At 69.7% G+C, this 24,979-nt stretch carries 25 protein-coding genes; 7 read left to right on the top strand and 18 right to left on the bottom strand.

What is annotated here, in order from left to right; translation table 11 throughout:
* Positions 1-5: 5 nt before the first annotated feature.
* From dapF to thyX, 13 genes are all read right to left on the bottom strand, one after another.
* Positions 6-887, bottom strand: a complete 882-nt coding sequence (gene dapF, locus E3O49_RS12525) for a diaminopimelate epimerase (protein ID WP_134365988.1) — start codon at positions 885-887, stop codon at positions 6-8.
* A gap of 11 nt (positions 888-898) precedes the next feature.
* The gene (gene miaA, locus E3O49_RS12520) at positions 899-1,846 is read right to left on the bottom strand and encodes a tRNA (adenosine(37)-N6)-dimethylallyltransferase MiaA (protein ID WP_134366003.1); all 948 of its coding nucleotides are present in this window, start codon (positions 1,844-1,846) and stop codon (positions 899-901) included.
* A gap of 109 nt (positions 1,847-1,955) precedes the next feature.
* Positions 1,956-3,575 carry a tRNA (N6-isopentenyl adenosine(37)-C2)-methylthiotransferase MiaB gene (gene miaB, locus E3O49_RS12515; protein ID WP_134366002.1) on the bottom strand — a complete coding sequence of 540 codons (1,620 nt, stop codon included), beginning with the start codon at positions 3,573-3,575 and terminating at the stop codon, positions 1,956-1,958.
* 102 nt (positions 3,576-3,677) lie between these two features.
* Positions 3,678-4,493 carry a regulatory protein RecX gene (locus E3O49_RS12510; RefSeq protein WP_134365987.1) on the bottom strand — a complete coding sequence of 272 codons (816 nt, stop codon included), beginning with the start codon at positions 4,491-4,493 and terminating at the stop codon, positions 3,678-3,680.
* A 4-nt stretch (positions 4,494-4,497) separates the two neighbouring features.
* Positions 4,498-5,631: a recombinase RecA gene (gene recA, locus E3O49_RS12505; protein ID WP_134365986.1), complete on the bottom strand. Its 1,134-nt coding sequence runs from the start codon at positions 5,629-5,631 to the stop codon at positions 4,498-4,500.
* Between the two features lie 304 nt (positions 5,632-5,935).
* A complete protein-coding gene (locus tag E3O49_RS12500) occupies positions 5,936-6,157 on the bottom strand; it encodes a DUF3046 domain-containing protein (protein ID WP_134365985.1) in 222 nt (73 codons plus the stop codon).
* Between the two features lie 63 nt (positions 6,158-6,220).
* Positions 6,221-6,526, bottom strand: a complete 306-nt coding sequence (locus tag E3O49_RS12495; RefSeq protein WP_134365984.1) for a helix-turn-helix domain-containing protein — start codon at positions 6,524-6,526, stop codon at positions 6,221-6,223.
* Positions 6,527-6,714: 188 nt separating this feature from the next.
* Positions 6,715-7,278, bottom strand: coding sequence for a CinA family protein (locus tag E3O49_RS12490; RefSeq protein ID WP_134365983.1), 564 nt, complete (start codon positions 7,276-7,278; stop codon positions 6,715-6,717).
* Positions 7,271-7,885 carry a CDP-diacylglycerol--glycerol-3-phosphate 3-phosphatidyltransferase gene (gene pgsA / locus E3O49_RS12485; RefSeq protein WP_134365982.1) on the bottom strand — a complete coding sequence of 205 codons (615 nt, stop codon included), beginning with the start codon at positions 7,883-7,885 and terminating at the stop codon, positions 7,271-7,273. Before pgsA ends, E3O49_RS12490 begins: the two co-directional genes overlap by 8 nt.
* A 3-nt stretch (positions 7,886-7,888) precedes the next feature.
* Positions 7,889-10,780, bottom strand: coding sequence for an FtsK/SpoIIIE family DNA translocase (locus tag E3O49_RS12480; RefSeq protein ID WP_134365981.1), 2,892 nt, complete (start codon positions 10,778-10,780; stop codon positions 7,889-7,891).
* Positions 10,781-10,914: 134 nt separating this feature from the next.
* Positions 10,915-12,591 (bottom strand): ribonuclease J, encoded by a 1,677-nt coding sequence (locus E3O49_RS12475; protein ID WP_134402405.1) that lies wholly within the window; start codon positions 12,589-12,591, stop codon positions 10,915-10,917.
* Between the two features lie 28 nt (positions 12,592-12,619).
* Positions 12,620-13,597 carry a 4-hydroxy-tetrahydrodipicolinate synthase gene (dapA, locus tag E3O49_RS12470; protein WP_134365979.1) on the bottom strand — a complete coding sequence of 326 codons (978 nt, stop codon included), beginning with the start codon at positions 13,595-13,597 and terminating at the stop codon, positions 12,620-12,622.
* Between the two features lie 181 nt (positions 13,598-13,778).
* Complete coding sequence (gene thyX, locus E3O49_RS12465) at positions 13,779-14,516, bottom strand: FAD-dependent thymidylate synthase (protein WP_134365978.1); 738 nt, start codon at positions 14,514-14,516, stop codon at positions 13,779-13,781.
* 168 nt (positions 14,517-14,684) lie between these two features.
* Between thyX and E3O49_RS12460 the strand changes: the two genes are divergently transcribed.
* The 4 genes from E3O49_RS12460 to E3O49_RS12445 all read left to right on the top strand — a co-directional run bounded on the left by E3O49_RS12460 (position 14,685) and on the right by E3O49_RS12445 (position 17,048).
* Positions 14,685-15,134, top strand: a complete 450-nt coding sequence (locus E3O49_RS12460; protein WP_174776167.1) for a TlpA family protein disulfide reductase — start codon at positions 14,685-14,687, stop codon at positions 15,132-15,134.
* Positions 15,115-15,627, top strand: coding sequence for a DUF4395 family protein (locus E3O49_RS12455; protein ID WP_134365977.1), 513 nt, complete (start codon positions 15,115-15,117; stop codon positions 15,625-15,627). Before E3O49_RS12460 ends, E3O49_RS12455 begins: the two co-directional genes overlap by 20 nt.
* A gap of 89 nt (positions 15,628-15,716) precedes the next feature.
* Complete coding sequence (locus tag E3O49_RS12450) at positions 15,717-16,142, top strand: OsmC family peroxiredoxin (protein ID WP_134365976.1); 426 nt, start codon at positions 15,717-15,719, stop codon at positions 16,140-16,142.
* Between the two features lie 15 nt (positions 16,143-16,157).
* Positions 16,158-17,048 (top strand): TIGR01777 family oxidoreductase, encoded by an 891-nt coding sequence (locus E3O49_RS12445; protein ID WP_134365975.1) that lies wholly within the window; start codon positions 16,158-16,160, stop codon positions 17,046-17,048.
* 183 nt (positions 17,049-17,231) lie between these two features.
* Here E3O49_RS12445 and E3O49_RS12440 read toward each other — a convergent pair whose 3' ends face one another.
* Positions 17,232-17,702 (bottom strand): tetratricopeptide repeat protein, encoded by a 471-nt coding sequence (locus E3O49_RS12440; protein ID WP_134365974.1) that lies wholly within the window; start codon positions 17,700-17,702, stop codon positions 17,232-17,234.
* The gene (dapB, locus tag E3O49_RS12435) at positions 17,699-18,565 is read right to left on the bottom strand and encodes a 4-hydroxy-tetrahydrodipicolinate reductase (protein ID WP_134365973.1); all 867 of its coding nucleotides are present in this window, start codon (positions 18,563-18,565) and stop codon (positions 17,699-17,701) included. The genes E3O49_RS12440 and dapB overlap by 4 nt, the downstream gene beginning before the upstream one ends.
* Before the next feature lie 65 nt (positions 18,566-18,630).
* Between dapB and E3O49_RS12430 the strand changes: the two genes are divergently transcribed.
* Entirely contained in the window at positions 18,631-19,185 is a 555-nt protein-coding gene (locus E3O49_RS12430) for a GNAT family N-acetyltransferase (protein WP_134365972.1), read from the top strand.
* Positions 19,186-19,206: 21 nt separating this feature from the next.
* Here E3O49_RS12430 and E3O49_RS12425 read toward each other — a convergent pair whose 3' ends face one another.
* From E3O49_RS12425 to E3O49_RS12415, 3 genes are all read right to left on the bottom strand, one after another.
* Positions 19,207-19,809, bottom strand: coding sequence for a histidine phosphatase family protein (locus E3O49_RS12425; RefSeq protein ID WP_134365971.1), 603 nt, complete (start codon positions 19,807-19,809; stop codon positions 19,207-19,209).
* A 76-nt stretch (positions 19,810-19,885) separates the two neighbouring features.
* Complete coding sequence (locus E3O49_RS12420) at positions 19,886-21,241, bottom strand: M16 family metallopeptidase (protein ID WP_134365970.1); 1,356 nt, start codon at positions 21,239-21,241, stop codon at positions 19,886-19,888.
* Between the two features lie 112 nt (positions 21,242-21,353).
* Complete coding sequence (locus tag E3O49_RS12415) at positions 21,354-22,463, bottom strand: aldo/keto reductase (protein ID WP_241975919.1); 1,110 nt, start codon at positions 22,461-22,463, stop codon at positions 21,354-21,356.
* Positions 22,464-22,576: 113 nt separating this feature from the next.
* Between E3O49_RS12415 and E3O49_RS12410 the strand changes: the two genes are divergently transcribed.
* Complete coding sequence (locus E3O49_RS12410) at positions 22,577-23,176, top strand: GNAT family N-acetyltransferase (RefSeq protein ID WP_134365969.1); 600 nt, start codon at positions 22,577-22,579, stop codon at positions 23,174-23,176.
* A gap of 107 nt (positions 23,177-23,283) precedes the next feature.
* Positions 23,284-24,903: a peptide chain release factor 3 gene (locus E3O49_RS12405; protein WP_134365968.1), complete on the top strand. Its 1,620-nt coding sequence runs from the start codon at positions 23,284-23,286 to the stop codon at positions 24,901-24,903.
* Positions 24,904-24,979: the final 76 nt, after the last annotated feature.

The following is a 24,979-nucleotide window of genomic DNA, read 5'->3' as shown; positions in this document are numbered from 1 at the left end:
GCGACTCAGTTCAGGCGGAAGACCCCGTCGAAGACGAGCTCCGCGGGGCCCGACAGGGAGACGTGCTCGCCGTCTTCGGTCGGGAACATGCGCACGCCCAGCACTCCCCCGGTGACCTCGATCTGCCACTGGTGGGGGGCCCCGGCGCCGGCCCAGTGCCGGGTGGCCAGGGCGGCGGCCGCGGCGCCCGTGCCGCAGGACAGCGTCTCGCCGCTGCCGCGCTCGTGCACGCGCATCCGGATGCGTCCGACCCCGTTCACGACGAGCGGGTCGCCGGGCAGCACGAATTCGACGTTCGCTCCGGCGGCCGGGGCGGGATCGAGCTGGGGCACGACGGTCAGGTCGGCGCCCAGCAGCTCGTCTTCGTCCGCGAGGGCGACGACGACGTGCGGGTTGCCCACGTTGATGCCCAGGCCGGGCCGGGCGACGGGAAGGTTCCTGGCTCGAACGAGCGGCTCTCCACCGTCGAGCCGCCACCGGCCGAGGTCAACCTGATAGCCGGCGGCGCCGCGCTGCACATCGCGCACGCCCCCGCGGGTGCCGATGCTGAGCGTCTCACCGCGTTCGAGAACGGCCAGACCCTGCTCGACCAGGAACCGGGTGTAGACCCGGATGCCGTTGCCGCACATCTCCGAGACCGTGCCGTCGGCGTTCCAGTAGTCCATGAACCATTCCGCCTGGTCGTCCTCGGCGAGGGCCGCCGCCCCGGCGGGCAGGCTGCGGGAGCGCACGGCACGGATGATGCCGTCGCCGCCGATCCCGAAACGGCGGTCGCAGACGGCCCGGATTTGGTCCGGGGTGAGCTCGATCTGCCCGTCGGGGTCGGCGAAGAGCACGAAGTCGTTCCCGGTGCCGTGGCCCTTGGTGAAGTTCAGATCAGTTCCCATGGGAACCAAGTTTACGACGGCGAGTCCGCGGCCCAGTGCTCGGCGGGCCGGGCCGGGTCGGCCAGGCGCGCGAGCGCGCGGTCCAGCCGATCGGGGGCCGACGCGTCGATCCAGTGCGTCTGCGGGGACCGCTTGAACCAGGACACCTGGCGACGGGCGTACCGGCGGGTGATCTGCTGGGTCGTCTCGATGGCCTCCGACCGGGTGAGGGTGCCGGTGAGCTGGCCGAGCGCCTGCGCGTAGCCGATGGCGCGGCTGGCGGTCACGCCGGTTTCGATCCCGGCCGGGATCAGGCCCTCGACCTCGTCGACGAGCCCGTCCGCCCACATCCGTTCGACCCGCGCGTCGAGCCGCGGGGTGAGTTCGGCCCGGGGTGCGCGCAGCCCGAGTGTGAGCGCGGGCATCCAGTACACGGGGGCGTCGGGCAGCGCCGCGGTGTGCGGGGCCCCGGTGATTTCGACTACCTCGAGCGCACGAACGAGGCGCCGCCCGTTGCTGGCGCCGATCCGGGCCGCGGCATCCGGGTCGACGGCCTTCAGCCGGGTGTAGAGGGCCCCGGGTCCCTGCGCGGTGAGTTCGGCCTCGAACCGGGCCCGCAGCTCGGAATCGGTTCCGGGGAATCGGAAGTCGTAGACCACGCTCGACACGTAGAGGCCCGATCCGCCGACCAGGATGGGCACCCGGCCGCGCCCCACGATGTCGGTGATCGCGGCGCGGGCTTCGGTCTGGTACCGGGCCACGGTGGCCTCGTCGGTCACCGCGAGAACGTCGAGCAGGTGGTGCGGGATGCCGCGACGGTCGGCCACCGGCAGTTTCGCGGTGCCGATGTCCATGCCGCGGTAGAGCTGCATGGCGTCGGCGTTCACGATCTCCGCGGGCCGCCCGGTCTCGGCCAGTCGCGCGGCGAGGTCGAGGGACAACTCGGACTTGCCCGTGCCGGTGGGGCCGACGATGACGATGAGCGTCGGGTCGACGGCGGGCGCCGTGCCCGTGCCGGCCGGGTCGGCGCCGGCTGCGTCGGTGACGGCTGGACCGGTGACGGTTCCGGGCTTCGGGCCCGGCACCCGCCTAGCGCTCCCCGTCGGTGACGTCGTAGATGGGCGTGGTGCTGGACCCGGTGGCCGCGGGCGAGCCCACCCGCAGGGTGGGCAGCCCGAGGGAGACCGCGCCGGCCCCGCCGGAGGCCCCGCCGTGGCTGGGCACGCCGCAGGCCTCGGCCTGAATGCGGTCCCAGGCGTCGCCGGCGATGGTGCGGCGGATGCGCAGCGGCGCGCCGTCGCTGGAGTCCGCGATCAGGTGGAACGGCGCGGCCTGGGTCACCGTCACGGTGACGAGGTCGCCCGGGCGCGGCAGTTCCGATCCGTCCGGCACGTCGAAGTGCACCAGGCGGCTGTCGGGGGCGCGCCCGCTCAGCCGGTGGGTGTCGGAGTCCTTGCGGCCTTCGCCGTTGGCCACGAGCAGCTCGACCTCACGGCCGATCTGGGCCTGGTTCTCTTCCCACGAGATGCGCTCCTGCAGGGCGGCCAGACGCTCGTACCGGTCCTGCACGACCTCCTTGGGAACCTGCTCGGCCATGGTCGCGGCCGGCGTGCCGGGGCGGATCGAGTACTGGAAGGTGAACGCGGTGGCGAACCGGGCCAGTTCCACGACCCGCAGGGTCTCCTGGAAGTCTTCCTCGGTCTCCCCGGGGAAGCCCACGATGATGTCCGTGCTGATGGCGGCGTGCGGCATTTGCGCACGCACCCGGTCGAGGATGCCGAGGAACCGCGCGGAGCGGTAGGACCGTCGCATGGCCTTCAGCACCCGGTCCGACCCGGACTGCAGGGGCATGTGCAGCTGCGGCATGACCGCCGGCGTCTCGGCCATGGCGTCGATCACGTCGTCGGTGAAGGCGGCCGGGTGGGGGCTGGTGAAACGGATGCGTTCCAGCCCCTCGATCTTGCCGGCCGCGCGCAGTAGTTTGCCGAACGCGAGGCGATCGCCGAATTCAACCCCGTAGGAGTTGACGTTCTGGCCGAGCAGGGTCACCTCGATCGCGCCGTCGTCGACGAGGGCCTGGATCTCGGCGAGGATCTCGCCCGGCCGGCGGTCCTTCTCCTTGCCGCGCAGGGCGGGGACGATGCAGAACGTGCAGGTGTTGTTGCAGCCGACCGAGATCGACACCCAGCCGCTGTAGCTCGAGTCGCGCTTGGTGGGCAGGGTGGACGGGAACGTCTCCAGTGCGTCGAGGATCTCGAGCTGAGCCTCGCCGTTGTGTCGGGCGCGCTCGAGCATGCTCGGCAGCGACCCCATGTTGTGGGTGCCGAAGACCACATCGACCCAGGGCGCCTTCTTGAGGATGACGTCCTTGTCCTTCTGGGCCAGGCATCCGCCGACCGCGATCTGCATGCCCTCGTGGCGGCGCTTGACGGAGGCCAGGTGACCGAGGTTGCCGTAGAGCTTGTTGTCGGCGTTCTCCCGCACGGCGCAGGTGTTGAGTACCACGATGTCGGCTTCGTCGCCGTTCGCGGGCACGTAGCCGGCCGCCTCGAGCGAACCGCTCAGCCGCTCGGAGTCATGCACGTTCATCTGGCAGCCGAAGGTGCGCACCTCGTAGGTGCGGGCGCGGCCCTCCGCGTCGTGGGCCGCCACGGACGGCAGGATCAGGGTCGGCGTGCTCAGCGTCTCGGCGCTGGAGAATTGGGGCATAGCGGTGCTGCTGGTCATAGTGGATATAGCTTACGCGCGGGACCTGAGGATGCCGAGCCGGGGCCAGAGCCCCGGCTCACGCCCGCCGGAAATGCCTGCGACCTAGCGGAACCTGACGCTCGACGAGCCCGACGAACCACCGCGGGAATCCAGCGCCGCCTTCACGGCGACCCGCACGATGGAGGACGGGTAGCCCTTGCGCATCAGGAACGCATTCAGCCGGCGGTCGATGGTCTGGTCGTCGAGCCGGCCGAGTTGCCCCACCCGTTTGACGGCCACCTCGATGGCCCGTTCGGTCTCGTCGTCGGGCATTTCCTCGAGCTTGGCCAGGATCAGGTCGTGGTCGAGGCCGCGTCGGCGCATCTCGGCCTGCACACCGGTGCGCCCCAGTCCCTTGCGCTCGTGGTGGCTGTGCAGGATCTGGTCGGACAACCGGCTTTCGTCGATGTACGCCAGCTCGATGAAGCGCTCGATGATCTCCTCGGCGTCCGCGTCCTCGACGTCCGTCGAGGACAGCACCGTGCGGGCCTCCGCGATGGACAGCGAACGCCCGCGCAGGCGCTGCAGCAGCACCTGTTCGGCGTGCGCCCGTTCCGCGGCCGCGTCGAACACCGGCGCGGCTGCCTCGTCATCGTCTCCATCCTCCGGCCCGGCGCCGTCCCCGACGCCGGCCCCAGCACCGACCGAGGCGCCGAGCGGGGCATCGTCCCCGGCGTCAGCGCCGTCACCGGCCTCTGCGAACCGGTTTCCGGCCTGACCGCGCAGGTAGCTGACCGGAGCGAGCGCATCGTCGTCCGCGTCCGAGTCGCGGCCGACGGCCGGAGCGGGGACGGAAGGCTGCGGGGCAGTGCGTGCCGCGCTCTTGCGCCGTGCGGCGCTGAGCGAGATCACCTCGTCGGCGGGTTCGAAGTGAACCACGGCGCTACGCTCCCTTGCGTGCGGCGAGCTTCGTCTGGATCGACTCGGCCTTGGCGGCGGCGGCTACCTTGGCGGTCTCCGCGGCTGCGGCGGCAGCGATTGCCGCCGCGTCCTTCTCGGCCTTCTTGGCTGCGGCACCTTCCGGACCGACGCCGAGCTTGAAGAGGATCTTCTTCTCGATCTCGTTGGCCATGTCCGGGTTGCGCAGCAGGAAGTTGCGCGAGTTCTCCTTGCCCTGGCCGAGCTGGTCGCCGTCGTACGTGTACCAGGCGCCGGACTTCTTGACGATGCCCTGGTCGACACCGAAGTCGATCAGGCTGCCCTCGCGGGAGATTCCGATGCCGTAGATGATGTCGAATTCGGCCTGCTTGAAAGGCGGCGCCATCTTGTTCTTGACGACCTTGACCCTGGTGCGGTTACCGACGGCCTCTGTGCCGTCTTTCAGGGTCTCGATCCGGCGGATGTCGAGGCGCACCGACGCATAGAACTTCAGCGCCTTACCGCCCGAGGTGGTCTCGGGACTGCCGAAGAAGACACCGATCTTCTCGCGCAGCTGGTTGATGAAGATCATGGTGGTGTTGGTCTGGCTCAGCCCGCCGGTGAGCTTGCGCAGCGCCTGCGACATCAGCCGGGCCTGCAGGCCGACGTGCGAGTCACCCATCTCACCCTCGATCTCGGCGCGGGGCACGAGCGCGGCCACGGAGTCGATGACGATCAGGTCGATGGACCCGCTTCGCACCAGCATGTCGGCGATCTCCAGCGCCTGCTCACCGGTGTCGGGCTGCGAGACGAGGAGGGCGTCGATGTCCACGCCGAGCTTCTTGGCGTATTCGGGGTCGAGGGCGTGCTCCGCGTCGATGAACGCGGCGATGCCGCCGTTCTTCTGCGCGTTGGCGATGGCGTGCAGGGTCAGGGTGGTCTTACCCGAGGACTCCGGGCCGTAGATCTCCACGATGCGGCCGCGGGGCAGGCCGCCTATGCCGAGGGCCACGTCCAGCGCGATCGACCCCGTGGAGATGGTGTCGACGGGTGCGCGCTCGTCGCTGCCCAAACGCATGACCGAACCCTTGCCGAACTGGCGGTCGATTGCCGCGAGGGCGATGTCGAGTGCCTTTTCGCGATCTGCTGCTGATGCCATAATGGTCTCCTTCGGTCGTGCGTTGTGGCGCCTATAGGCTGTCGAACCCGACCACCGGGAAGACCCCGGTGCCCACTCTCAACAAGGCAAGTGCTGTCTGCCGCTGACGAAACCCGACTGTACGTGGCGCCTCCGACACCGGGTCGGGTGCTGCCGCGTAAGTGGATGGTTCGCTTGCGTCGTCTGCTGTTGAGGAGCCTACCAAGATGCGAACACGTATTCGAGAATTGGCACAGTTTTCATGGCGTGTCGTCGAAACACGCCACGCGAAGGCCCGGGCCGAACGGAGTCCCGGGCCGAAGGGTCAGAGGCGAGCGGCCGGAAGGCCGGCGCCGTGGCGGCGGCTCTGCGGGACATCCGTCTCGTCGCAGAGAGCCAGCCACACGTCGCGCGCAGAAGCACCGCCGGCCAGGGCCTGGTCGGCGGTGCATCCGAACGGGGTGAGGATCAGGTCGCGGGTGAGGACTCGCGAATAGGCGTCACCGAATTCATCCTTCAACGCTTGGCGGAATTCACTGAGACGCATGGTCGCTCAACCGAACTTGGGAACTGAAGCGAACATGGGAATGGGCTGGAATGACAGTGTGAACTAGCGCACCATCATGCCGTCGTAGGTGGCCACGAGTTCGTCCGGAACGGTGTCGGGGAACCTGTCGATTCCCTCGATGACCGCCAGTCGCTCGCCGACCTCCCGCATGATGACCGAGATCGGGGTCTCCAACGCATCTGCAACGGAGGCCAGAATCTCGGAAGACGCTTCCTTCTGTCCACGCTCGACCTCGCTCAGATAGCCGAGAGCCACGCTGGCCTTGCTCGCAACCTGGCGGAGTGTGCGCCCCTTCTGCAGGCGGAAGTCCCTGAGCACATCGCCGATTTCCTGTCTAACAAGAATCATCGGAACCTCCTTCTCGTACTGATTACTGGTGCTGATCAAGTACTGATTGATATTACTGGCGCCCACTCGACCGGTTGGTTTCGTGTATTGGATCGCAAGAGTACTACAACCTTGAATACCCCGACACTAACGATGACGACTGGACTTTTCTTGTGAATCTGCTCGGTGTAACCGGCGGATCCGGGGAACTATTCCACTGTTTCCCGGGCTAACAGCTGGCGCACAGCTTCCACCGCACGGGCGACGGTTCCGGCGCGGATCCCGGCGCGATCGCCGTCGAGCCGCAGCTCGACGGCCCACGATTCGGAGCCCCGGGAGAGGCCGAGGAACACTGTGCCGGGGGCGTGTCCGCTCTGGGCGTCGGGGCTGGCGACCCCGGTGGTGGCGACGCCGATGTCCGCGTCCCGGCCCCCGACCGCGAGCCGTGTGCGCGCGCCGGCCGCCATCTGGCGGGCCACGTCCGGGTGCACGGGTCCGTGCTCGGCCAGCAGGGCTCTGTCCACGCCGAGCAGGCTGTGCTTGAGCTCGGTCTGGTACGCCACCACGGCCCCGTTCACGACGACGGATGCGCCGGGGATGCGGATCAGTTCGGCCGCCAGTGCGCCGCCGGTCAGGGACTCGGCCACGGCCAGGGTCAGGTGCAGCCTGGTGAGGTCGGCGATCAGCAGCGCCGTGGCATCCGTCGCCGCCGACGGTTGAGACAGCAGCGGCTCAGGCAGCGGCGGCGCAGACAGCGACGGCTCGTCAGGCATGCGACCGTGAACTGCGGTTCTCCCGACGCGCGGCGACGAGGTAGTCGATGCCGGTGACGACCGTGAGGATCAGGGCCAGGGCCATCGCGGTCCAGTTGACCCAGTAGATCCAGTCGCCCAGCACCAGCCACAACGGCACGAGGGCCAGGGAGATGGCCACGGACTGCATGACGGTCTTGAGTTTGCCGCCCCGCGACGCCGGGATCACCCGGTCTTTCAGCATCACGAACCGGAACACCGTGATGCCGATTTCACGAACGAGGATGACGATGGTCACCCACCACCACAGCTCGCCCAGGATGGACAGGCACACCAGCGCCCCGCCGGTGAGCACCTTGTCGGCGATGGGGTCGAGGATCTTGCCCAGGTCGGTGACCAGGTTGTGCCGGCGGGCGATGGCCCCGTCGATCCCGTCGGTCGCGATCGCGACGATGAAGAGCAGAGCGGCCCACCAGCGGAGCGCGCCGTCCTGCCCGGCGTCGGCGAGGAGCATCCAGATGAACAGCGGGGCGAGCAGGATCCGCACGACCGTGATCAGGTTGGGCAGGTTCCAGTTACTGGGCCGGGCGGCGGGCGTTGATTTTCCGGGCGTTGATGCGGTGGCCATGGGTCACTCCCTGTCGGTCAGTTGCCAGGCGTCTTCATCGGGGGATGCCTCTTCTTCAGGGTATCCCTCCGACATCTTCGCGACCGGGTCGCCGGCGTAGCGGGGGTCGGGCCTCACATCGGCCTGGTGGGAGGCGGACGCCTGGGCATTCGCGGAGGCGGCGTGGTGTTCGGCGTCGGAGCCGCGCAGCAGCGCGAGCACGCCGGGCAGTTGCTCGACGCTGACGAGCACGTCGCGAGCCTTTGATCCCTCGGAGGGGCCGACGATCTCGCGGGACTCGAGCAGGTCCATCAGGCGTCCCGCCTTGGCGAAGCCGACCCGGAGCTTGCGCTGCAGCATCGAGGTGGATCCGAACTGGGTCGACACCACCAGTTCCGCCGCGGCGAGAAGCACCTCGAGGTCGTCGCCGATGTCGGAGTCGATTTCCTTGCGCGGGGCGACCATGGAGACATCCGGCCGGTAGTCGGGCCGGGCCTGCAGGGTGACGTGCTTGACGACGCGTTCGATCTCGGCCTCGTTGACCCAGGCGCCCTGCACCCGGATTGCCTTGGAGGCCCCCATCGGCAGGAACAGGGCGTCGCCCTGCCCGATCAGCTTGTCCGCCCCCGGCTGGTCGAGGATGACCCGGGAGTCGGTGACGCTGGTCACGGCGAACGCCAGGCGGGAAGGCACATTGGCCTTGATCAGGCCGGTGACGACGTCGACGCTCGGGCGCTGGGTGGCGAGGACCAGATGGATGCCGGAGGCGCGCGCCAGCTGCGTGATGCGCACGATCGAGTCCTCGACGTCACGCGGGGCGACCATCATCAGGTCGGCGAGCTCGTCGACGACGACCAGGAGGTAGGGGTAGGGCTTGAGGGTGCGCATGCTGCCGGCCGGAAGCACGAGTTCGTTGTTGACGACGGCCTTGTTGAAGTCGTCGATGTGGCGGAAGCCGAAGCTGGCCAGGTCGTCGTACCGCATGTCCATCTCCTTCACCACCCACTGCAGCGCCTCGGCGGCCTTTTTCGGGCTGGTGATGATGGGGGTGATCAGGTGCGGCACGCCGGCGTAGGCGGCCAGTTCGACCCGCTTCGGGTCGATCAGCACCATGCGCACCTCGCTCGGCTTGGCGCGCATCAGCAGGCTCGTGATCATGGAGTTCACGAAGCTGGACTTGCCCGACCCGGTCGAGCCGGCCACGAGGAGGTGGGGCATCTTGGCCAGGTTGGCCACGACGAAGCCGCCGCCGACGTCTTTGCCGACGCCGATGGTCATCGGGTGGGTGCTGTTGGTGGCCGTGGCGGAGCGGAGCACGTCGCCGAGGGTGACGATCTCGCGGTCCGTGTTCGGGATCTCGATGCCGATGGCGCTCTTGCCGGGGATGGGCGAGAGGATCCGCACCTCGTTGGAGGCGACGGCGTAGGACAGGTTCTTGCTCAGCGCGGTGACCCGCTCCACCTTGACGCCCGGGCCGAGTTCGATCTCGTACTGGGTCACAGTCGGGCCGCGGGAGAACCCGGTGACCTTCGCATCCACCTGGAATTGGCGCAGCACCTCGGTGATGGACTTGACGATCTCGTCGTTGGCGGCCGAGCGCGCCTTCGCCGGCGGGCCCTGGATCAGCGTGGTGTCCGACGGCAGCACGTAGGGGGCCTTGGGTTCGTCGGCGCCCGGGCCCGGGACCTGGGCGGGGCCGCTCGCCGCCGCCGCGAGGTCGAGCTCGTCGAAGCCGGGCAGCACCTCGGTCAGCCCGGTCTGCTCGTCGGGCTGGAGGCCGGTGGCCGAGCCGCGCGCGAGGTCGATCTCGCCGGTGAAGCGTTTGAGGGCGTCCTCGGCCCGGAGCAGGTCTTGGAGCACCTCGGTGCCGTAGTGCTCCTGGTTGAGGCTGGGGACCACGTGGGCGGGGACTTCGTGGGCGGGGACCTCGGGGACCTTCTCCAGCGCGGTGTCGAAACTGCCTCGCTTGTCGCCGCCGAGCAGGGTGCTGAGCGGGTCCGCGGCGGCCTGGCCGGCTGCGTGCTCCGTGCTGATCGCGCTGCCGAAGTCGGGGTCTTCCTCGCGGTTGCTGGTGTTGCGGCGCCACCACGGCAGGGTGCTGACGTCGTCGTCGACCCCGTCGAGCTCGACCTGCACGGACTTCTCCGCTTTGGCCTCCCGGCTGGCTTCGCGGGCGGCCGCCCGCTCGTCGGCGTCGGGGAGCTGCGCCCCGAACAGCCACGCGTACAGTTCGCGGCTGCGCTCCCCCACCCGGTTCGGCGGGGTCTTGGTGATGATGAAAAGGCTGAGGGTGAGCAGCAGGATGACGACGATGGTGCCGCCGATGGCGGTGGTCAGGTAGATCAGGGGCGCCGCGACCATCCAGCCGATGACGCCGCCGGACAGGGCGAGGGTTTCCATGCCGTCACTGGGAGCCGGCTGGCCGCCGAAGATGTGGCACAGCCCGGACACCGATACGAGCAGGAGCGAGAGGCCGATGCCGATGCGCCCGTTGTCGTGCACCGAGCTGGGTTTGCGGAAGAGCCAGACCGCGAAGAGCAGCATGATGACCGGCAGGGCGAACGCGACCCGCCCGAACAGCCCGCCGAAGGACCAGGCGTCGAGGGTCTGCGCGACGGGCTCGTTGATCAGGAACCACTCGATCACCGCGCCGGCGATGGCCAGGAGGACCAGGAAGAAGGGCAGCCCGTCGCGGCGTTCCTCCTTGGAGAGCTGCTCGGGACCGAGGGCGCGGGCGGCGCCGCCGGTGACGTGGGCGAGCGCCATCCAGGACCGCACGAAAGCACTCGGCCTGGTGTCCACCGCGGTGAACTTGACCGTTTTCTGGGTCGCGGTCCTGCTGACGGGCTTGCGCGCCGGGGTGCCGCGCGCGGGGGTGCTCCGGGCGCGGCCGTTCGACTTAGTGCTCGTAGCCATACCGTCAACGGTACTTCCCACCCCTGACATTGGGGGTTAGGCGACGGCGGGTGTCTGGGAGAGACGCCCCTTCACCCTGACCCGGATGCCGCGGCCCACCGGGGCGGGCGGCGGCATCCGTGTCGTGAACGGGGTCAGGCCTCGATCACCAGCGGAACGATCATCGGCCGGCGGCGGAAGGCGGTGTTCACCCAGCGGCCGACCGTGCGGCGCACGATCTGCTGCAGGGCGAACGGGTCGCGCACCCCGTTCTCCGCGGCCTCGGCCAGGGCGGCCACGATCCTGGGCCGCACCGCGTCGAACACGGAGTCGTCTTCGGCGAAGCCCTTGGCGTGGATCTCCGGGCCGACGATGACCTTGCCGGTCTGGGCGTCCACCACGATGATGATCGAGATGAAGCCCTCCTCGGCGAGGGTGCGCCGGTCCTTGAGGTCGGCCTCGGTGATCTCGCCCACGGTGGACCCGTCGACGTAGACGTAGCCGATGTCGAGCTGCCCGACCTTGCGGGCCACGCCGTCCCGCAGGTCGATCACCGTGCCGTCCTCGGCCAGCAGCACGTTCGCCTCGGGGACCCCGGTCTCCACGGCGAGCTTCGCGTTGGCGACCAGGTGCCGGTATTCGCCGTGCACGGGGAGCACGTTTTTGGGCTTGAGGATGTTGTAGCAGTAGGTCAGTTCGCCCGCGGCGGCGTGCCCGGAGACGTGCACCTTGGCGTTGCCCTTGTGCACGACCGCGGCGCCGAGCTTGGTCAGGCCGTCGATGATGCGGTAGACCGCGTTCTCGTTGCCCGGGATCAGGCTGGACGCCAGGATGACGGTGTCGCCGTGGCCGACCTCGACCTGGTGGTCCTGGTTGACCATCCGGCTGAGCACGGCCATCGGTTCGCCCTGCGAGCCGGTGGACATGTAGACGATCTTGTCGTCCGGGATGTTGCCGGCCTTCTTGAAGTCGACCAGCACGCCGTCCGGCACGGTGAGGTAGCCGAGGTCCGCGGCGATGGTCATGTTGCGCACCATGGACCGGCCGAGGAGCGCGACCCGGCGGCCGTTCGCGTGGGCGGCGTCGAGCACCTGCTGCACCCGGTGCACGTGGCTGGAGAAGCTGGCCACGATCACCCGGCGGGGAGCCCTTGCGATGACGTCGTCCAGCACGGGACCGATGGAGCGTTCCGTGGGGGTGAAGCCCGGGACATCCGCGTTGGTGGAATCGACCAGGAACAGGTCGACGCCCTCGGTGCCGAGCCGCGCGAATTCGCGCAGGTCGGTCAGGCGGCGATCGAGCGGCAGCTGGTCCATCTTGAAGTCGCCGGTGTGCAGCACCGTGCCGCCGGCGGTCTTGATGGCCACGGCCAGGGCGTCGGGGATGGAGTGGTTGACGGCGACGAATTCGAGGTTGAACGGGCCGAGCCGCTCCTTCTGTCCCTCCTTGACCTGCAACGTGTACGGCGTAATCTTGTGTTCCTTGAGCTTGGCCTCGATAAACGCGAGGGTCAGCCCGGAGCCGATCAGCGGGATGTCCTGCCGCAGCCGGAGCAGGTAGGGCACGGCCCCGATGTGGTCCTCGTGGCCGTGCGTGAGCACCACGCCGAGGATGTCGTCGAGACGGTCACGGATGGGGCCGAAGTCGGGCAGGATCAGGTCGACCCCGGGCTGGTGTTCTTCGGGGAACAGCACGCCGCAGTCCACGATCAGGATCTTGCCGTCGATCTCGAAGGAGGTCATGTTGCGACCGATCTCGCCGAGGCCGCCGATCGGGATGATGCGCAGGGTGCCCGGTTCGAGCGCGGCCGGGTCGTACACGTCGATGGGCATGGGCCCTCCTAGGGAGTCGGTGTGGCGTTCAGCGTGTGGTTCCCGCGACCTTCGGCAGTGCGCCGCCGGCTGCGGCGTTGCGGTCGGGACGGAAGTTCGAGAAGTCGACTCCGGGGATGTTCTTGACCAGGTCGATTTCGTCTTCGATCTGGGCAGCTTCCCACTCCTCGGGGCCGACCAGGGGCAGGCGCACGCGGGGGCTCTTGATCCGGCCGAGGCCGTGCAGGATGTACTTGACGGCGACCGTGCCGGGCACGTGGGTCATGCAGGCCCGCACCAGCGGTTCCAGCTGCTGGTGCGCGGCTGTCGCGGCCTTGAGGTCGCCCGCGTTGACGGCGTCCACCATCTGCCGGTAGGGCGTCGCCGCGATATTGGCGGTGACGCCGATCAGGCCGGTCGCGCCGATCGAAAGGTGCGGCAGCACGTTGGGGTCGTCGCCGGAGAAATACATCAGGTCGGTCTGGTTCAGCACCCGGCTGACCTGGGCCAGGTCGCCCTTGGCATCCTTGACGGCCAGGATGTTCGGGTGCTTCGCGGCCCGCAGGATCGTCTGGTATTCGATCGGGATGCCGGTGCGGCCGGGGATGTCGTAGAGGATTACCGGGAGGTCCGTGGCATCCGCGATCATGCGGAAGTGGGTGAGCACACCCGCCTGGGTGGGCTTGTTGTAATAGGGCGTGACGATCATGTTGCCGTCGGCGCCGGCTTTCTCGCTCTGCTTGGCGAGCTGCATGGCGTGGGCGGTCTCGTTGGACCCGCCGCCGGTGATGATCTTGGCGCGCCCGCCCGAGACGTCCTTGCCGACCTCGACCAGACGGATCTTCTCCGCGTCGGTCAGGGTGGACGTCTCGCCGGTGGTGCCGGTGACGACGATGCCGTCGGCGCCGGCGTTGATGACGTCGTCGATGTGCTTCGCCACCCCCGGCCAGTCGACCTCGCCATCGGCGGTGAACGGAGTCACCAGGGCGACGAGGACCTGGCCAAAGGGATTCTGAGACATAGACACGAGAGACAGGTTACCGGTCAGCGTCGCAGCGCACGCAGCCCCAGCCGGTGCGAATTCGACGGAGATTTTGGCCGAATCGCGCCGTTACGGCGCCAAAACGGCTTTTTGCGGCAATATCTCCGTCGAATTCGTCAGGGGCGGGGACCGGGGCTGGGCTGAGGTTACGGGGCTACGCGGGGCGTTACGGGGCGACGCGGCCGTTCTTGTTGAAGGCGGCGTAGGTGAGCGGCATGAGTGCCGCGAAGTGGTCTTCCATCTTCTCGGCGCACATCTCGATCTCGCGCTGCGGGAACGACGGGAAATGAGTTCCCTCGCGCTTGGTGCGCAGGCTGAGGAAGTTCATCAGCGACCGGGCGTTCATGGTCACGTACATCGAGGAGAAGATGTTCAGCGGCAGCACGATGCGGGCGACTTCGCGGGCGACGCCGGCCTCGAGCATCCGTTGGTACGACGCGTAGGCGTGCGCGGACGCCTCGCGGGTCAGCTGGTCGACCAGCGCGGACTGCTCGGCGGTGCCGGGCAGGAAGTCGTAGGCGCCGGGCTTGCCGACCTGCACCAGGTTGCGCGTGGCGGCGGGCAGGTAGAAGACCGGGTTCAGCTCGCGGTAGCGGCCCGATTCCTCGTTGTAGGAGGCGATGCGGTGCCGCATGAACTCGCGGAAGACGAAAATGGGCGCCTGCACGTAGAAGGTCATCGAGTTGTGCTCGAACGGCGAGCCGTGACGGTCGCGCATCAGGTAGTTGATCAGACCGCTGTCGCCCTTGCTCGAGGCCTCGGCGTCGGACTCCTCCAGCCGGGCCTTCGCGAGGGTCTGCTCCCCCTGCGTCGACACCCGTGCGGCGAACAGCACATCGGAGTCGTGGGCGCTGGCACGAACCAGCTCAACGGTCACATCGGAGCGAAACTCAATCTCAGGCACGGCTCACACGATACCCGGTCGCCGGCCGACGGATGCGCTGGCTCGCCGGATGCGTCGCCTCACCCGCGCTTCGCGCGCGCCTCGACCTCGCCTGTCCCCGCCGGCCCCGCGCCCGTAACGTGTCGTCATACTGCCCCGCCGGCCCGGCCGAACGCGTACCGTCGCAGCATGAACCCGATCCCGGCCCTGAGCCTCCTCCTCGCCCTCGTCGCGGGCGCCACCGTGCTCGGGCTGCTCTGGCGGGCCCGGCAGGGGCGCACCGCACCGGTCAGGGCGGACGCGCCGCTCACCCCGGCGGATGTCGGCAGCCCCGTGTCCTTCGGAGCACTCGGCACGCTGCTCCAGTTCTCCACCGACCACTGCGCCCGCTGCCCCGGCACGCACGCGCTGCTGACCCGGCTGGCGGAGTCCCGTCCCGGGGTCGCCCACGTCGACATCGACATCACCCACCGGCGCGACCTGGCCAACCGGTTCGGGATCATGCAGACCCCCACCACGCTGATCCTGGACGAGACGGGCCGGGTGCGCGCCCGCATCGGCGGGGCCCCGAACCGGGCCGGCATCCTGGAGCACCTCGACGACCTCACCGGGAGCGCCCATGTCCGTCTCGCCCGCTGAACCGCGATCCGTGAAACCCCGAACCGCCCGCCCGGACCTCGACCCGCGGGGGCCGCGCTTCGGCGCCGCGATCACCGCCGTGCTGCTGCTCGTGGTGGTGTTCCTTTCGCTGACCGGGGCATCCGTGGCCGCCCTGCTGCTGCTGGCCGGGCTCGCCGGTCTGTTCGCGTGGGGCGCGTTCGCCGGGGCCGGCCGTCACCCGTACGGCATCGTCTTCAAGAAGCTCGTCCGACCACGGCTGGCGCCCCCGGCCGCCCTGGAGAACCCCGCCCCGCCGACGTTCGCCCAGGGGGTGGGCCTGGTGGTCACCCTCGTCGGGGTCGTCCTGGGCGTCGCCGGGATCGACCCGGCCGTCGGGGTGGCCGCCGCGGCCGCCTTCGTCGCCGCGTTTCTGAACGCCGTGTTCGACTACTGCCTGGGCTGCCAGTTGTACCTGCTCCTGCTGCGCGCCGGGGCGCTCGGCGGCGCCGGTCGGGCCGAGGCCGGCCGGTGAATCCGTTTAGCTGAACATCGGCTGGGATATTCCTTCATCCGGGCCGGGCCGCCGGTTAGGCTGGAGCTTCACTTCCAGGAGGTAACACCATGGCACTCACCAGCGAAGCAACAACCGTCTGGACCGGCGACCTGAAGTCCGGCACCGGGAACGTCACCCTCGATTCCTCCACCGCCGCCGAGTTCCCGGTCACCTGGCAGGCCCGCGCGGTCGGCACCCCGAACACCACCAACCCGGAGGAGCTGCTCGGCGCCGCGCACTCGGCCTGCTTCTCGATGGCACTCGCCAACGGCCTCAGCGCCGCGGGCCACGTCCCCGACAGCATCCAGACCACCGCGGCGATCACGTTCGAGGCCGGTGTCGGCGTCGTCGGCAGCCACCTCCTGGTCAGCGCGAAGATCCCCGGGCTGACCGAGGAAGAGTTCGTGGCCTTCGCCGAGGACGCCAAGGCGAACTGCCCGATCTCGAAGGCGCTGGCCGGCATCCCGATCACGATCGAAGCCGAACTGGCCTAGAGCCGACTCACCGCCATGCGAGTACTGGTCTCCGGCGCATCCGGACTCATCGGCACGGAACTCCGCACCCAGCTGGGCGCATCCGGGCACACGGTCGCCCGGCTGGTGCGCCGTGAACCGCGCGGCAGCACCGAATTCCGGTGGGATCCGGCCGCCCTGAGCATGGATGCGGCCGCGCTCGACGGCGTCGACGCGGTGATCAACCTGTCGGGCGCCTCCCTCGCGCGTTTGCCGTGGACGGCGGGCTACCGCCGGGAGATCCTCGATTCCCGCGTGCAGGCCACGCGCACGCTGACGGATGCGATGCGTCGCCGCACGACCCCGCCGTCGGTGTTGCTGAACGCGTCGGCCGTCGGCATCTACGGCAACCGCCCGCACGAGGTCCTGACCGAGGATTCCGCCCCGGGCAGCGACTTCCTGGCCAAGGTCGTGTCGGTGTGGGAGTCCGAGGCGTCCCGCGCACCCGAGCAGACCCGGGTCGTCACCTTCCGCACCGGGCTGGTCATCGCCCGGGGCGGGGCCCTCAAGCCGCTGCTGCCGCTGGCGAAAGTCGGCCTGGCCGGGCCGCTCGGCAAGGGCACGCAGGGCTGGCCGTGGGTGAGCCTGCACGACGAGGCTGCCGCGATCGTGCACCTGCTCACGTCTCCCCTGTCCGGCCCGGTGAACGTGGTGGGGCCGACGCCGGCCACGGCCAACGCCGTGATCCGGGCCGTGGCCGACGCGCTGCACCGGCCGTTTCTCCTGCCGGTCCCCGAATTCGTGCTCACCCTGGCATTGCAGGACGCCGCCCGTCAGCTCCTGCTCGCCGACCAGCAGGTCTCGGCGTCACGCCTGGAACGCGACGGCTTCGTGTTCGCCCACCGCACGGTGGCCGAGGCCGTCGCCGCGATGCTCCGCCGGCCCTGACCCCGGCAGCAGCAGCCCCCCAGCGTCCAACCAATTCGACGGAGATTCGGCTGTAAAAACACGCATTTCGGCCATTCCGGGCCGATCCGGGCAAAATCTCCGTCGAATTCGTTCGGGCCGGAGCGGTTGTGGGGCGCCTCGGACCCGCGCGGGGGCTGCCGGCGGGTTGGGGCTGCGGGCGGGCTAGGGGGCTGCGGGCGGGGCAGCGGCCGTGGCGTCGGCGCGCTCCAGGGCGATAGCGGTACGGATGGCGCCGCGAGCCCGGCGACGGTCCCCGGACGCGTCGTAGGCCAGGCCCAGCCGGAACCAGGCGCGCCAGTCCTCCGGGGCGGCGTCGACGGCCGCCCGGAACACCGGGAACTCGGCATCCGCTGCAGCCCGCATCGGGCGTCCGCTCGGCCGGATCGGCAGGTCCTCGACGGGAAGCCCGCCCTCGGCCTCGAGTCGGTGAACGAGCCGCTCGGAGTTGCGACCGAACCGGACCTCGGCCGCCAGTGCCCAGGTCCCGATCAGGGGGAGCACGAGCAGCGCCACCCCGATCACGATGCCGACCGGTTCGCCGCTCTGCAGGAACAGGATCGCGCGCCAGCCGACGAGGACCAGGTAGAAGGCGAGCAGCAGGGCCATCAGGCCGGCGGCGACGCGGCCCTTCATGCCCGCACCTCCGCACCCGTCGCGGCCGGATCCGTCGGCGCCGGGTCCGTCGGCGCCGGACCGGTCGCAGCCGGATCCGTCGGCGCCGGTTCGGTCGCAGCCGGGCCGCTCGACGGCGCACCCCGCTCCCCCAGCCCGAGGTCGATGATCTGGTCGAGCCCGACGGTGACGCCCGTGGCCGTGCGCGCAGCCGCGAGGGCCAGCAGGATGCCGCGTTCGTAGGCGGCCGCCGACAGGGTGTTGTGGCTGATGGTGAGGGTCTCCCCGGCTCCGCCGAAGATGACGTCCTGACGGGCCAGCATCCCCTCGAGTCGCAGGCTGTGCACGGGCACGCTCGAGACCTGCTGGCCGCGGGCGCGTTGGTCGGTGTGCGGCGCGGCGACCGGGCCGATGTCGGCCCTGGCTCGCCCGATCAGCTCGGCGGTGCGCACGGCCGTGCCGGATGGCGAGTCCACTTTGCCGGCCTGGTGGGCCTCGACGATCTCGATCGAGTCGTAGAAACGGGCCACCATCGCGGACAGGGCGGTGGCGATGACCGACCCGATCGAGAAGTTGGGGATGATGATGACCCCGGTGTCCTCACGTCCGGCGATCCGGTGGGCGAGGGTGTCGATCCGGCCCTGCGACCAGCCGGAGGTCCCCACCAGCACGCGCAGCCCGTGGTCCACGGCGAAGTCCACCACGCTCTGGCTGACCCGCGGCAGGGTCAGATCGATCACGACCTCCGCCCCTAGCATCTCGGACAGCTCGCTCCGCGAATCCAGCCCGGCGACGAGTTCATAGCCGTCGGTCTGCTCGACCAGCCCGGAGACCAGACGGCCCATCGTGCCCGTTACGCCGACGATGGCCACCCGTGTTGTCATGGCATCCAATCTACCAAGGGACCCCGAGCCCTTGCCGCCCGGGCGCATCGAAGTAGCCTTGGGCCATGCCTGATTCCCCAGCCCCGGCCTTCAGCGACGTGTCGGTGACGGATGCCGGTTCGATCGCCCTGCTGACCCAGTACTTCAGCGACCGGGAGTCAAGCTTCCCGTCCCGGCAGGGCCGGTACCGCACCACGTTCCCCGACCCGGCCCAGTTCATTCCGCCACGCGGGGTGTTCCTGCTGGTGGGTGAGCAGGCGGGCACCGAGCAGGCCGGCACCAAGCAGGACCACGCCAAGCAGGCCCAAGTCGAGCACGTCTTCGTGGGCTGCGGGGGCATCCGCCGGATCGAGGATTCCGCGGCCGGCGAGACGCGGTACGAGGTCAAGCACCTGTGGCTGCAGCCGCACGTGCGGGGCCGCGGCTGGGGCCGAAGCCTGCTGACCGAGCTGGAGCGGCGCGCCCGCGCGTTCGGCGCGGCGGAGGTCGTGCTCGACACGAACGCGAGCCTCACGGCCGCCGGTGCGCTCTATGCGCGTTCCGGTTACGACTCCTGCGAGCCGTACAACGACAACCCGAATGCCACGAACTGGTACCGCAAGCGGCTCGCCCCGAGCTGAGGCCGCCCGAAGCCGGAACCGCTAGAAGAGGAGCGGGTCGGGCAGGCCCGTGCGCAGTTCCACCGGCAGGTGCCCGGTGTCGTTGTGGGTCACCATCGTCCAGGGGCGCCCCGGCTTCTGGTGCAGCACGGTGAGGCCGCAGTTGGCCTGGTTGATGCTGATCCAGCGCCAGTCGGGTGCGCCGAGAACCTCCCGCACGAACCAGGCGATGACGAAATTGTGGGTGATCAGGAGGTCGTGGCGGTCGCCGCGGCGCGGCTGCAGGAACTCGGCGACGGCGTCTTCCATCTGCGCGCTGCCGGCTTCGATCTCCGCCTCGGAGACGGCGCCGAAGAAGGGCGCGTAGGCGGCCGGGGTCTGCGGCGCCATCCCGGAGGGGATGCAGTCGAAGAGCAGCGGCGACGGCACCGGGGTCAGGGCGGGCAGGCGCTGCGCGATGATCCGGGCGGTCTCGGCGGCGCGCTGCAGCGGCGAGTGCCAGGCATCCGTGAACGGAACCCCGCCGAGGCGCTCGGCGATCAGCTGCGCCTGGCGCGTGCCGCGGGCCGACAGTGGCCCGTCGGGCAGCCCGTGTTCGGCATCCTGCTGCTCACCGTGGCGGACAAGGTAGATGTAGTGGGGCACGTGGTTCTCTTTCAATTCGGTGCGCGGAGGCCGTACGACGGTGTTGCGGCCTCGGGGGTGTGGGGCAGGGGTGCGGTCAGGGGCGGACGGACGTCGCCATGACGGCCGCGAAGATGTTCGGGTCGAGGGCGCCGACCGCGGCGATGGAGAGCGGCCCGGCGGACAGCTCGGCGGCCAGGACACGCACGTCCTCGGCCGTGACCCGCGCGAGGCGGCGCAGGGCCTCGTCGAGGTCGATGAACTCGCCGAGCGTGATCTCGGCGCGGCCGAGCCGGGACATCCGGGTGTCGGAGTCTTCGAGGGCGAGTGCGGATGCGCCGGACAACTGGCCCGCGGCCCGCTTCATCTCGTCGGCCGTGACGCCGTGCTCCGAGATGCGGTGCAGCTCGCCGAGCATGAGCTCGGCCACCTGGCCGGCCTTCGCCGGGGTGCAGCCGGCATACATGCCGAACAGGCCGGCATCGGAGTAGCCGGGGGCGAAGGAGTAGACGGAATAGGCCAGGCCGCGCTTCTCGCGCACCTCCTGGAACAGGCGGGAGGACATGCCGCCACCGAAGATGGAGTTCAGCACGCTCATGGTCACGCGGCGGTCGTCGGTGGCGAGCAGCCCGGGGAAGCCCATCAGGATGTTGGCCTGCTCGAGCGGCCGCTGAACGATCGTGACCGGTGCACCCTGGCTGAGGGCGACCGGGCTGCCGCTGCGCCGCCCCACCGGAGGCGCGAAGACGCTGAGGTCCCAGCCCGCCAGGGCCAGGGACCGGGTCACCGCGGCGACGAGCACATCGTGGTCGACGGCCCCGGCAACGGTGACGACGAGATCCTGGGGCCGGTAGTTGGCCCGGTAGTGCTCCAGCACCGCGGCGTGGGTCGCGGCCCGGATCGTGTCCGGGCTGCCGCCGATCGGCCGCCCGAGCGCGTGGTCGCCCATGATCGCCTCGAAGAAGCGCCCGTTCGCGACATCCGCCGGGTCGTCGTCGGCCATGGCGAGTTCTTCGAGGATGACGCCGCGCTCGTTCTCGAACTCCACCGGGTCGAGCAGGGACGAGGTGATCATGTCGGTGAGCACCTCGACCGCCATGAGCAGGTCCCGGTCCTGCACCTTGGCGTAATAGCAGGTGTATTCCTTGGCGGTCATCGCGTTGTGCTCGCCGCCGACGGAGTCGAAGGCGATCGCGATGTCCAACGCCGTGCGCTGTTTCGTGCCCTTGAACAGGAGGTGTTCGAGAAAGTGGGTGGAGCCGAAATGGCCGGGCGCCTCGTCGCGGGAACCGACGGCGACCCAGTAGCCGATGGTCAGGCTGCGACTGCCGGGCACGTGCTCCGACACGATGCGCACCCCGCTGGGCAGCACGGTGCGTCGCACAAGGGACTCCCCGGCCGCGTGGAAGGAGAGTTCGGGCAGGTCCAGAGGAAATTCGACGGCACCGTTCATGACATCACCCACCTTACGTCACGGCACCGTCACGACCGGGAAGCCAACCGGGGCACGAGCCGGGCGGCTCGTCAGGGCTGCGGCAGTCGGGAAGCGGATCGTGGGCGCCTACTCAATGCGCAGACACCCGGTCTAGGTCCACCATGTCGCCGCGCGTCAGACGGATGCCGGCCGCGGCCACCAGCGCCTCCACCTGGTCGGGGTGGCTGGCACTGGCCACCGGGGCGACCACGGGGCTGCGCGCGATCAGCCACGCGATCGCGATCGCCGCGGGCGCCACCTCGTGTTCCTCGGCGATCCGGTCGAGCACGGCCAGCACTCGGAACCCGTGGCGGTTGAGATGTTTGGCTGCCCGGGAGGCGCGGGTGGTCTTCTGCAGGTCGGCCTTGGAACGGTACCGGCCGGCGAGGAAGCCGTGCGCGAGCGCGAAATACGGCAGCACCGCCAGTCCCTGCGCACCGGTGACCAGGGCCAGTGAGGACTCGAACGGGGTGCGGTGCAGCAGGCTGTACTGCGTCTGCAGGGCCACGAAGCGGGGAAGGCCGTTGGCGGCGAGCACCCTCGCCTCCATCAGCCGTTCGGCGGAGAAGTTGGAGGCGGCGAGGTAACGCACCTGGCCGCTGCGCATGAGCACGTCGACGGCGCCGAGGCTTTCCTCCAGGGGAACGGTCGGGTCGTCGAAGTGGAAGTGCAGCAGGTCGATGTAGTCGGTGCCCAGCCGGTCGAGGGAGGCGTGCACCGCCCCGATGATGCTGCGGGAGGAGAGGCCGGGGTTGTCCCGGTTCTTGCCGATCTTGGTGGCGATGACGGTGCTGTCCCTGGCCCGGCGGGAGCGCAGCCACGCCCCGATGATCACTTCGCTACGCCCGGAGGTGTAGCTGTCGGCCGTGTCGAGGAAGTTGCCGCCGAGTTCCCGGTGCCGGTCGAGCACGCTCGTGCTCGTGGCGCCGTCGGCCGTCCAGCCGAACACGCTGCCGCCCAGGGCGAGCGGGTGCACGACCAGGTCGGTGTCGGCGATCGTGCGGCGCAGGCTCCGCGCGGGGTGGGCGGGCGGAGCCGGGACGGAGCCCAGCGCTGCCGGCTGCAGCGCTTGCGACTGAAGCGGAATGTCGGTGGAGATGGCCGGCGGACCCTGCATGGTCACGGGGCCCAAGGGCGCGGACCGTGCGGTGCCGGCTGCTTCGGACGGGGGAACGGTACCGTGCGTGCTCGGACGGGGCATCCGTCGTCTCCCTCCGGTTTGTGCCGAGAGTATCCCCGGCGATCACGGTTGGAAAGGACACTCCAGGACCGTTACCAAAATGTGCACGAGCGCCCCCTTGCTATCGTTCTGGCATGTCTTTTCTCAGCCCCGTCACCCTGGCGGGAAACCTCGTCACCCTCGAACCGCTCGCCGCCGAGCACCACGACGGGCTGGTGGCGGCCAGCGCCGACGGTGAGCTCTGGAACCTCTGGTACACCGCCGTTCCGCGCCCCGAGGAGATGCGGGCGGAGATCGACCGACGGCTGCGCCTGCAGCGGGAGCAGAGCATGCTGCCCTTCACGGTGCGGCGCACCGACACCGGCCTGATCTGCGGCATGACGACGTTCATGGACGCGGATGCGGACAACCGGCGGGTGGAGATCGGCTCCACCTGGACGGCGGCCGGCGCCCAGCGCACCGGAATCAACACCGAGAGCAAACTTCTTCTCCTCACGCATGCCTTCGAGAGCCTGCGCTGCATCGCGGTCGAATTCCGCACCCACTGGATGAACCAGCAGTCCCGGGCGGCGATCGCCGGCCTCGGGGCCAAACAGGACGGCATCCTGCGTAACCACCGTCAATCGCCCGACGGCGCGCTCCGCGACACGGTGGTCTTCTCGGTGATCGAGTCGGAGTGGCTGAGCGTGAAAACGGGCCTGACGCACAAGCTGCGCTCCCGCGCGGACCGGTAGGAGGCGGTGCTCGCGGGGCAAGTTATAATTGGAGGGAACCGATTCTTGAGTAGCGGCCACCAGGCATCGCCCCCCGCCTGCCCGAATCATCCGCGAAAGAAGGATCCATGACGCAGCTATCCGGCATGTCCACGCCCGAGGTCCTGACCGAGGCGCTGCGGCGACGCACCTTCGCCGTGATCTCGCACCCCGACGCCGGCAAGTCGACGCTGACCGAGGCGCTGCTGCTGCACGCCCGGGCGATCACGACGGCCGGCGCCACCCACGGCAAGGCAGGACGGCGCGGCACCGTGTCCGACTGGATGGCGATGGAACAGGCCCGCGGGATCTCCGTCACCAGCGCGGCCATCCAGTTCGAGTACCGCGACGCCGTGATCAACCTGGTCGACACCCCCGGCCACGCCGACTTCTCCGAGGACACGTTCCGGGTGCTCTCCGCCGTCGACGCCGCGGTCATGCTGGTGGACGCCAGCAAGGGCCTCGAGGTGCAGACCATGAAGCTGTTCGAAGTCTGCCGTCAGCGCGGCCTCCCGGTCATCACCGTCATCAACAAGTGGGACCGCCCGGGCGCCGAGGCGCTGGACCTGATGGACGAGATCCGCCAGCGCACGGGCCTCGTGCCCACTCCCCTGACCTGGCCGGTCGGGGTCGCCGGGGACTTCCGCGGCGTGATCGACCGGTCGACCGACGAATTCATCCGTTTCACCCGCACCGCCGGCGGCGCGAAGACCGCCGAACCCGAGCGCCTGAGCGCGGCCGTCGCGGCCGCTGACGAAGGGGCGGCGTGGGTCACCGCGACGGAGGAATCCGAGCTGCTCGCCGAGTCGGACCAGGACCACGACGAGGCGCGCTTCCTCAAGAACGAGACCACGCCCGTGCTCTTCGCCGCGGCCGTGCTCAACTTCGGCGTGCAGCACATCCTGGACACGCTCGTGGACTTCGCTCCGGCGGCGGAAGCCCGGGAGGACGCATCCGGTGGTCACCGCCCCGTGGGCAGCGCCTTCTCCGGCTTCGTGTTCAAGGTGCAGTCCGGCATGAATGCTTCGCACCGGGACCACGTCGCCTTCGTTCGGGTCTGTTCCGGCCAGTTCCGGCGCGGCATGATCGTCACCCACGCCGCCAGCGGGCGGCCGTTCGCGACCAAGTACGCGCAGCACCTGTTCGGGCGCGAGCGCGAGGTGGCCGACGAGGCCTGGCCCGGCGACATCGTCGGCCTGGTCAACGCCTCGGCCCTGCGGGTCGGCGACACGATCTTCGAGACCGAACCGGTCGAGTTCCCGCCGCTGCCGATGTTCGCGCCCGAGCACTTCCGGGTGGTGCGGTCGGCGGACTCCAGCAAGCACAAGCAGTTCCGTCGCGGCATCGACCAGCTCGACCACGAGGGTGTCATCCAGGTGCTGCGCTCGGAGCTGCGCGGCGATCAGGCGCCGGTGCTCGGCGCGGTCGGGCCGATGCAGTTCGAGGTCGTCGAAGAACGGATGACGCACGACTTCGGCGCCGCCATCCGCACGGAGGCCCTGCCGTACCAGCTGGCCCGGCGCACCGACCGGGAGAGCGCCGAGATCCTCGGGCACGACCGCCAGGTCGAGGTGCTGATGCGTTCCGACGGCACCCTGCTCGCCCTGTTCAGCACTCCCTGGCGGCTGCGCAACACGGTGCGGGACCACCCCGAGTTGATGCTGGAAGACCTCGCCACCGGGAGCAACGCGGTTCCGGCCGCCTACTAGCTGTAGCCGCCCTTCTCCGGACTCCTCCAGGCGGCAGCACCGTCCCCGGCCAGGCCAGGCCCAGCCCGGCCCGGAT

The sequence above is a fragment of the Cryobacterium shii genome (assembly GCF_004402595.1).
Taxonomy (GTDB): domain Bacteria; phylum Actinomycetota; class Actinomycetes; order Actinomycetales; family Microbacteriaceae; genus Cryobacterium; species Cryobacterium shii.
The sequence above is the reverse complement of the archived record's forward strand: the minus strand, read 5'-3'. Positions and strand labels throughout refer to the sequence as shown.

Bases quoted from the DNA above. Each gene is read 5' to 3' on its own strand.
- E3O49_RS12490 (WP_134365983.1), bottom strand. From the start codon at position 7,278: ATGCCTGACGAGCCGTCGCTGTCTGCGCCGCCGCTGCCTGAGCCGCTG.
- E3O49_RS12455 (WP_134365977.1), top strand. From the start codon at position 15,115: ATGTCCGTCTCGCCCGCTGAACCGCGATCCGTGAAACCCCGAACCGCC.
- E3O49_RS12405 (WP_134365968.1), top strand. From the start codon at position 23,284: ATGACGCAGCTATCCGGCATGTCCACGCCCGAGGTCCTGACCGAGGCG.
- E3O49_RS12440 (WP_134365974.1), bottom strand. From the start codon at position 17,702: ATGAAGGGCCGCGTCGCCGCCGGCCTGATGGCCCTGCTGCTCGCCTTC.
- E3O49_RS12420 (WP_134365970.1), bottom strand. From the start codon at position 21,241: ATGAACGGTGCCGTCGAATTTCCTCTGGACCTGCCCGAACTCTCCTTC.
- E3O49_RS12415 (WP_241975919.1), bottom strand. From the start codon at position 22,463: ATGCCCCGTCCGAGCACGCACGGTACCGTTCCCCCGTCCGAAGCAGCC.
- E3O49_RS12495 (WP_134365984.1), bottom strand. From the start codon at position 6,526: ATGATTCTTGTTAGACAGGAAATCGGCGATGTGCTCAGGGACTTCCGC.
- dapF (WP_134365988.1), bottom strand. From the start codon at position 887: ATGGGAACTGATCTGAACTTCACCAAGGGCCACGGCACCGGGAACGAC.
- E3O49_RS12480 (WP_134365981.1), bottom strand. From the start codon at position 10,780: ATGGCTACGAGCACTAAGTCGAACGGCCGCGCCCGGAGCACCCCCGCG.
- E3O49_RS12475 (WP_134402405.1), bottom strand. From the start codon at position 12,591: ATGCCCATCGACGTGTACGACCCGGCCGCGCTCGAACCGGGCACCCTG.
- E3O49_RS12430 (WP_134365972.1), top strand. From the start codon at position 18,631: ATGCCTGATTCCCCAGCCCCGGCCTTCAGCGACGTGTCGGTGACGGAT.
- pgsA (WP_134365982.1), bottom strand. From the start codon at position 7,885: ATGGCCACCGCATCAACGCCCGGAAAATCAACGCCCGCCGCCCGGCCC.
- E3O49_RS12450 (WP_134365976.1), top strand. From the start codon at position 15,717: ATGGCACTCACCAGCGAAGCAACAACCGTCTGGACCGGCGACCTGAAG.
- dapB (WP_134365973.1), bottom strand. From the start codon at position 18,565: ATGACAACACGGGTGGCCATCGTCGGCGTAACGGGCACGATGGGCCGT.
- E3O49_RS12445 (WP_134365975.1), top strand. From the start codon at position 16,158: ATGCGAGTACTGGTCTCCGGCGCATCCGGACTCATCGGCACGGAACTC.
- recA (WP_134365986.1), bottom strand. From the start codon at position 5,631: ATGGCATCAGCAGCAGATCGCGAAAAGGCACTCGACATCGCCCTCGCG.
- E3O49_RS12410 (WP_134365969.1), top strand. From the start codon at position 22,577: ATGTCTTTTCTCAGCCCCGTCACCCTGGCGGGAAACCTCGTCACCCTC.
- E3O49_RS12460 (WP_174776167.1), top strand. From the start codon at position 14,685: ATGAACCCGATCCCGGCCCTGAGCCTCCTCCTCGCCCTCGTCGCGGGC.
- miaB (WP_134366002.1), bottom strand. From the start codon at position 3,575: ATGCCCCAATTCTCCAGCGCCGAGACGCTGAGCACGCCGACCCTGATC.
- E3O49_RS12500 (WP_134365985.1), bottom strand. From the start codon at position 6,157: ATGCGTCTCAGTGAATTCCGCCAAGCGTTGAAGGATGAATTCGGTGAC.